A 5,720-nucleotide genomic window follows, 5' to 3' on the forward strand; every position below is an offset into this window, starting at 1 on the left:
TATATATAAGTCCTTAAAAGGTAACTAAACGTCCTTATATGGGTAACTAAACGTCCTTATATGGGTAACTAAACGTCCTTATATGGGTAACTAAACGTCCTTATATGGGTGCTAAAATCCTTTGGCAGCAAGGGATACAGAGCGCTTAAAAGCATTTAAAAGCATTTAAAAGCATTAAAAGCATTTTTGGTTGTTAATAACTAAAAAATAAAAGACTATTTTTTACTACCTAGAATTAGGTTTATAGTTACTTAAATTTGCACCAAGTAGAATTATTCCAAAACTTAGATTTGAAATCTTTTCTACATTTGCTGGTATCTATTTCTGCATAGTAACCATCATCAGCTTGAATGACTTTATTAAATAATTGAGCTTTCTCAAGTGCATTATATTCAGACTGCCTTTGAGAAATTTCAGCTTTACTAGGAACAAATAACCAAGCTGAACCGAACGTTAGTAGCATAATTAAAACACAGACCGTACCAAATACAGCCGTCACCTTCCAGCTAAGATCTTTTGCTAACTTATAGCTAAAGTCACTACCTACCTCGTCAAGCTTATCTCTAGTACCTGATAACACTTGAGTCATTGTCTCGTTGACACTCTCTTTCATTTTTCGGCTTTGAGTATCGTAGGTATCCTCATACGTTTTGAAAAAATTCTGTCTGCTCTCGAATTCAGTTTTTGAGTTATGAGCAGCAGTCTCAAGATCCTCAAATTGCTTTTCAACCTTAGAAGCAACCATTGAGAGCTTTTGGGTCGCTGTATCTATATGGGTCGTAAAGCCTTGATCTATTAGATCATGATAGCCTTTTTGGTTTTTTTGGAAGGCTGCATTGATGTTGTTTTTGAGTACCTGACTGGTGTTATCTATGATTAACTGTTCTTTATCTTGATATGTTTTTAATAGCTCAGTTAGCTTCTTAACCTTTGCTGAAAGTTGCTGTGCATACTGTTCATTAGCTTGAGCCTGAGCTTTATTGTCTGCTAGTAGCTCTTGATCTTGTTCGATAAGCGCGTGAAGAAGAAGTACCAATTCTTCTATTTGCATCGACTGGGCGTTGTCGGTCATATCTAAAATCCTAGTCCTATGCCACGACTGCGATTTATATCATAGCTATGGTCATTAATGGCTGCTGAGACGCTCTGTAAGCGCTCCTGTTGCGTTTGAGAGAGGTTTTGCTTATGCTCAGGTACGATAGCATCAAAAAGGCTCTTTAATGCTGCTGTATCGGTCTTTTGCGACACAGTTTGTCGTGAGTCTTTCACGTTGTCTAACGCTGATTTTGAATGTGAAATAAGGCTATTACCTAAACGCTCATACTGTAGCTCAGCAAGCGTTCTTTGGTGCTTGGTGGTACTGGGATCATCTTGATAGCGTGTCAGGGCTTGCATGATATTGTCAGTAGCTACAATAGCCGCAAGATGTTTTCCAAACTCACTGTTCGTATCGATTTTCTGCAAGTGTGACATATCAACGCTAATGGGTTGCTGCTCTAATTGTTTGTAGTAATGCTTGAATAATCCTGTCTCCGTGGCAATTCTTTCGCGTATTTGCTCTCGGCGCTGCTGTCGCTCTAACTTCTCTTGTTCTGCCTGCTCTTGTTTTTCTTGTGCAATAGCATCTATTTGCTGCTGTCTTAGGCGCTCTTGCTCTGCTTGCTGTACTCTTTCACGGTTAAGTCGTATCGCTTTAAGCCTGTTTACCGCATCATTGGTACTGTCTATGCTCTCCTGAGTAACTTTTCTAGGCTTAAAGTCAGGTTTAGGTGCAGCTGGGACGATGAATGGTACGTCTGCGATGGTTCGATCTGCTTTATCATTAATCTTTTGGTTAGCGTCTAAGTGTTTATTCCAAACCAACTCATTAGATCGGAGGATTTCACGGTTAAACTGTCCTTTTGTGGTCGGTATTCCCTTACGCTCCATGTGCGTAGCATCTTTACCCATCTTTATTTGTGGTACTAGGTCGATACCTTGCGACTTATAACTACGGCTATCAATCAGATGATGCCCTTTTGCTTCTAATACCTTATTGGCTGTATGTTCCCACAGTTCGCGCACTGCCTTAACTTCATGGCTCATGCGCGGCAATCCTTTTTTTCTGCGATCATCGTCTGATATTTCGCTGTCGGCTTTGTTTTTGGTGAGATAGATTTTTCCGTCATCGTCAATGGTGGCGGTGCGTGTGGTTAATAAGATATGGGCATGAAAGTTAAGAGGACTTGCACCGCGTTCGATTTCCTTATCGGTTGGCACATGGATCGCACAATCTGCGATCACCTGATATCTATCAGCTAAGGTTCTGGCGAAGTCATGCGCTAAATCCTTGCGTTCTTGTTCACTCAATTCATGCGGTAAGGCAATCAGCCATTCACGAGCCACGCGACTATTTTTTCGTGTTTCACTGCGTTCTGCCATATTCCATAATTCGGCTCTGCCAATTTCGCCGTCGGCTAAGTTGGGCGGCAGAATAATATCCGCACTTAATACTCCGCTGCGTTTTTCATAGTCGTGGAGCTTGCCGTGATCTTTATCCTCATCGAGCAATTTATCACCGGCACGATAAGCAGCAGCAGCAATTGCACTTTGTCCTCTTGCTCTGGATACTGACTTGGTGCTTGCCATGAATATCGCCATAACGACTGCCTATTTTGAGCTTGGTTTTTTGGGGTTTGGGGTGTCCCCAACGTGTTTTGAGAATTGGGAAATATGAACCGTTAGGTGAATATATCACAGTTCTCGAAAACGCGCTCTTGCAGAGGGCTAAAAGCACAATGAAAGGAATATAAGGTGATGTTGCGAATAATACTTTGAACGTTTACGTTTAGATAATTTCACAAAACCTAACATTAGCGTGCTATTCTAGCTACCCTGATTATTCAATCAAACACGCTCAACTATCAATTACGCAAGTTAATATTATCTGAACTGTAGTATTTAGTATTAGAATTTATTACATTGTAATAAATTCTATAAGCTACACTATAGTCGTGAACTATGGAATTCATAATGCAGTCTTACAATCTACAAGAATTAGATGCACATAAAATAAGTGCAATCCAAGCAGTTTGGATAAAAGAGTTAGAAGCAAACAGTGATAGTTTAATTCAGTTAAGTAGTTCTGTTTTTGAAATCATCCTAAGCCAAAAGAGCTATGGAGTTTTGACTAAACGTCACAATAAAGATACTTACATGGCAGTAGTTGATAGTGACACTGGTAAAGTAGATGCTATTGTCTGTATTATTTTTTCTAAACTAGGTTCTTCGTCGACTTGTAAGATTATGGATATATACCATGCACCACATATATCAAATTTAGAAGATGAGATGTACAACAAAAAATATTATGAAATATTGCTTAGCGTACTAGCTAACATGCTTCAAATCAACCAAACGACTAAGTTCGGTGTCACTAAAATCTATGCTCGTGATGATGCTGCACAAAAAACCATTCAAGCGATTGATAGTGATTCAAATAAGAGTCTTCTAAAAGATATTGGTTTTGAAATGAACTTACTAGGCCGTCACTGGCTTGAGTTCAAGAAAATTTAATCAAATCTAAAACTAAGGAATTAACCATGCAAAACTTCGATAGCGTTAAAAAAGTCGATCCTAAAATTGTAGCAGCATTGGACGGAGCGCTACGTAGCGCCGTTATGAACGCACTAACAGAAATGAGCGACAAAGGTTACAATACGCGAGAAATTTTAGCTGTTAGTTTTGAAAAAACCACTTATAAGCAGCAACAAGCAGCTTAACCAGTGCGCATACAAATAAAAAAGCCCCTCTGTTATAGAGGGGCTTTTTTATTTGTATGCGGACATAATAAATATATTTCGTTAGTATCCTTCTGCACTTAACTTATTGCTCTCTGTGCAACTATACTCGCTACCGTTACTACAAGATCTGTTATACCATTCTTTCGCTATAGTTTTATTTCGTCGAACACCAAAGCCATGAAGATAAAAAGATGCAAGTAACCTTTGCGCTGATTCATTTTCTTGAAAAGCGGCTCTTGTAGCCCATTCTGCTGCCTTAACATAGTCTGTATCGTACTCGTCGTTATAACCAAGAGAATAGGCTTGAGCAAGAGAGAGTTGAGCTAAGTCGTAGCCTTGATTAGCAGATTTTAGATACAACTCCATAGCTTTATCCGTATCTTTATCGACGCCTTCACCACTATCATACATCATAGCAAGGCTATGTTGCGCTTCAGCATTCCCATTCTCAGCGGCAGCCTCCAACCATCTGGCAGCCTGCTCTAAATCCCTAGAGACGTTAAAGCCGTACAAATAATCATACCCAAGCTCAAGCTGAGCTTGGGCATCTCCTTTCATAGCGAGAGACTTGTTTTTTTTATGGCTATCATCAAGTGGGCTAGCCGCATCCGCCATATCTAATTCAGAATCCTCATCAAGTAAGTCAGCTTCATTGACTAATTTGGATTCCTCAGCTTCAGGCTTGACAGTAATATCATCAGCACATGCAGATAATAATAAGCCAAAGGATAGCCCTAAAATATAAATCATTTTTTTTGTTAATAAACTCATATAATCCTTATCTGCGCCTGTACTATAGAATATAGTTGATAGACAGTTTTAGTATTCAAGATACTCTTTAATAGGACGCTTTGTAAACTGCGATGAGTCTTTTTTTAGGCGGTTAATCATCTCAAACTCCCATCCTTGCTGCGACTGTCCAGCTGGGCTAGTCGGGGTTACCAAATGATTGTATTCTGCCATAAATTTAGGGTTGCGAACGATACGTCCTAGCTGTTTATCACTTAACCCTTCAATCGTGAACATATCTGCTGTATTTACATCTCTACTATTTCCTAGTTGTTCTTTCTTCAGCTTATTTTTAGCCAATACTTCGAATTTAAAACCAGCTATGCTGCGACCTTTTTTAACCTGCTCGTAACTAATTTTGATATCTGATTTTTCATTAATCTCATTAATAGCTACTTGTAAAACACGCTTTTTAAAATCGCACATTGCTTTATATTCATTGACTTCAACACCTAGTTGACCTCTAAACTTTTCAAGCTCAAACATAGGTGTTTGTTTGGCAGCTTTCCACTGAACTAGTAGCTCATAAAGCCTAACGGAGTAAATACTATCCATACTGGCGGTTTGCTCAAGCAGGTATGAAGTGAAAAAACTTTCTGCACCATCAATACGGCTAATACCATTGACCACGGCGAGAGTAAAGACTAATTCAATTGCGCCCTCGTCATCGAGATATCGTACTTGCTGTATCCAGCGAGACTTAATAACCTTTCCGTCATCGTCAATATAACTAAAACGCCTATTAAATAGGGTTTCCTCAGCTTCTTTCATGCGCTTATAGCCATTCTGCCGTGTGGTTTCGAACATCTCAGCATAGCGTAACGCATCGATACGTAATGGCTTATCGGTGCTTAACCCTGTATTAGTTTCTCTAGCATCAACTATTGCCAATTGGACAATACGAATTTCAGGCAACGATAGATTTTGTAGAGCTGAATTAAGCTGGTTTGTTTTAACGACTAAATTACCTTTACTCACAAGATCACTTCCCTGTTAATATTCAAGGACAATATATAACAATGTCCTGACAATGACAAATATATATAAGTCCTTAAAAGGTAACTAAACGTCCTTATATGGGTAACTAAACGTCCTTATATGGGTAACTAAACGTCCTTATATGGGTAACTAAACGTCCTTATATGGGTG

Annotated in this window: 6 protein-coding genes; 2 read left to right on the top strand and 4 right to left on the bottom strand. The window is 39.1% G+C overall.

Annotated features, from left to right (window positions below):
• Nucleotides 1-247: 247 nt before the first annotated feature.
• Both HQR03_RS13835 and HQR03_RS13840 read right to left on the bottom strand, forming a co-directional pair.
• Nucleotides 248-1,072: a hypothetical protein gene (locus HQR03_RS13835; RefSeq protein WP_173240602.1), complete on the bottom strand. Its 825-nt coding sequence runs from the start codon at nucleotides 1,070-1,072 to the stop codon at nucleotides 248-250.
• Nucleotides 1,073-1,074: 2 nt separating this feature from the next.
• On the bottom strand, nucleotides 1,075-2,628 hold the full coding sequence (locus tag HQR03_RS13840) for a MobA/MobL family protein (RefSeq protein ID WP_173240604.1): 1,554 nt from the start codon (nucleotides 2,626-2,628) through the stop codon (nucleotides 1,075-1,077).
• A 384-nt stretch (nucleotides 2,629-3,012) separates the two neighbouring features.
• On the opposite strand from HQR03_RS13840, the gene HQR03_RS13845 reads away from it, so the two are divergent.
• Nucleotides 3,013-3,555: a hypothetical protein gene (locus HQR03_RS13845; protein WP_173240606.1), complete on the top strand. Its 543-nt coding sequence runs from the start codon at nucleotides 3,013-3,015 to the stop codon at nucleotides 3,553-3,555.
• A gap of 26 nt (nucleotides 3,556-3,581) precedes the next feature.
• Nucleotides 3,582-3,761 (top strand): hypothetical protein, encoded by a 180-nt coding sequence (locus HQR03_RS13850; RefSeq protein WP_173240608.1) that lies wholly within the window; start codon nucleotides 3,582-3,584, stop codon nucleotides 3,759-3,761.
• 81 nt (nucleotides 3,762-3,842) lie between these two features.
• On the opposite strand, the gene HQR03_RS13855 is transcribed toward HQR03_RS13850, so the two are convergent.
• Together HQR03_RS13855 and repM are read right to left on the bottom strand one after the other, a co-directional pair.
• Nucleotides 3,843-4,553, bottom strand: coding sequence for a tetratricopeptide repeat protein (locus tag HQR03_RS13855; RefSeq protein ID WP_173240610.1), 711 nt, complete (start codon nucleotides 4,551-4,553; stop codon nucleotides 3,843-3,845).
• Between the two features lie 48 nt (nucleotides 4,554-4,601).
• On the bottom strand, nucleotides 4,602-5,549 hold the full coding sequence (gene repM, locus HQR03_RS14240) for a replication initiation protein RepM (protein WP_173240612.1): 948 nt from the start codon (nucleotides 5,547-5,549) through the stop codon (nucleotides 4,602-4,604).
• Nucleotides 5,550-5,720 lie beyond the last annotated feature (171 nt).

This window comes from Psychrobacter okhotskensis (assembly GCF_013248965.1).
GTDB lineage: Bacteria > Pseudomonadota > Gammaproteobacteria > Pseudomonadales > Moraxellaceae > Psychrobacter > Psychrobacter okhotskensis.